Raw genomic sequence first — 553 nt, forward strand, 5'->3', positions numbered from 1 at the left:
GGTCGGCCGGGCGCGTCGGTCCGCAGATAGACGTCGAGGTCTCCCGACGATGGAGGTTCCTACGCCATCCATCCGAAAGACCTCGACGTGTCCGACGCTACCCCGCCGGCCGGCTTCGGCCGCCCTGACCTGACCGCCTTCGCGGCTCATCCCAATCGACCCTGATCGGGTCTGCTGACCCCCTCGACGAGAACGCAGCGACATCACAGCCACCCAACCCCGACCGCCCGGGAAGCCGGGGCACGTCACATGGCCTGTGCTGCGGGCGTGTCGAGTGGGTCGTCCAGGGGCGACGCAGGAGCGTCGACGCGACGTGCTGAGAGGTGGTTCCAACCGAGCGCTAGGACACCGGCTACAGGCATGGCGATAGGTCAGGAACGGCGTCGCTCCCTGCGCAGGAGGGAGCGCAGAGTCTCGGCGTTCGCGTAGCCGACCCGTAGCGCGATCTCGGCGGAGGTGAGGTCCGTGGTTGCTGAGAGGTGCCGCGCTCGTTCGATGCGAAGCCGTTGGACGAAGCCGAGCGGAGTGAGGTTGAGCGCCGCACGGACTCGTC

The 553-nt window shown here is 68.4% G+C and carries 1 protein-coding gene; it reads right to left on the reverse strand.

Annotation, left to right across the window (positions count from 1 at the left end):
* Positions 1–371: 371 nt before the first annotated feature.
* Positions 372–553 (reverse strand): helix-turn-helix domain-containing protein (locus tag MTX35_RS25345; RefSeq protein ID WP_243597483.1); only part of this gene is annotated, 182 nt, incomplete at its 5' end.

It is taken from the genome of Rhodococcus sp. ARC_M12 (assembly GCF_022810385.1).
Lineage (GTDB): Bacteria > Actinomycetota > Actinomycetes > Mycobacteriales > Mycobacteriaceae > Rhodococcoides > Rhodococcoides navarretei.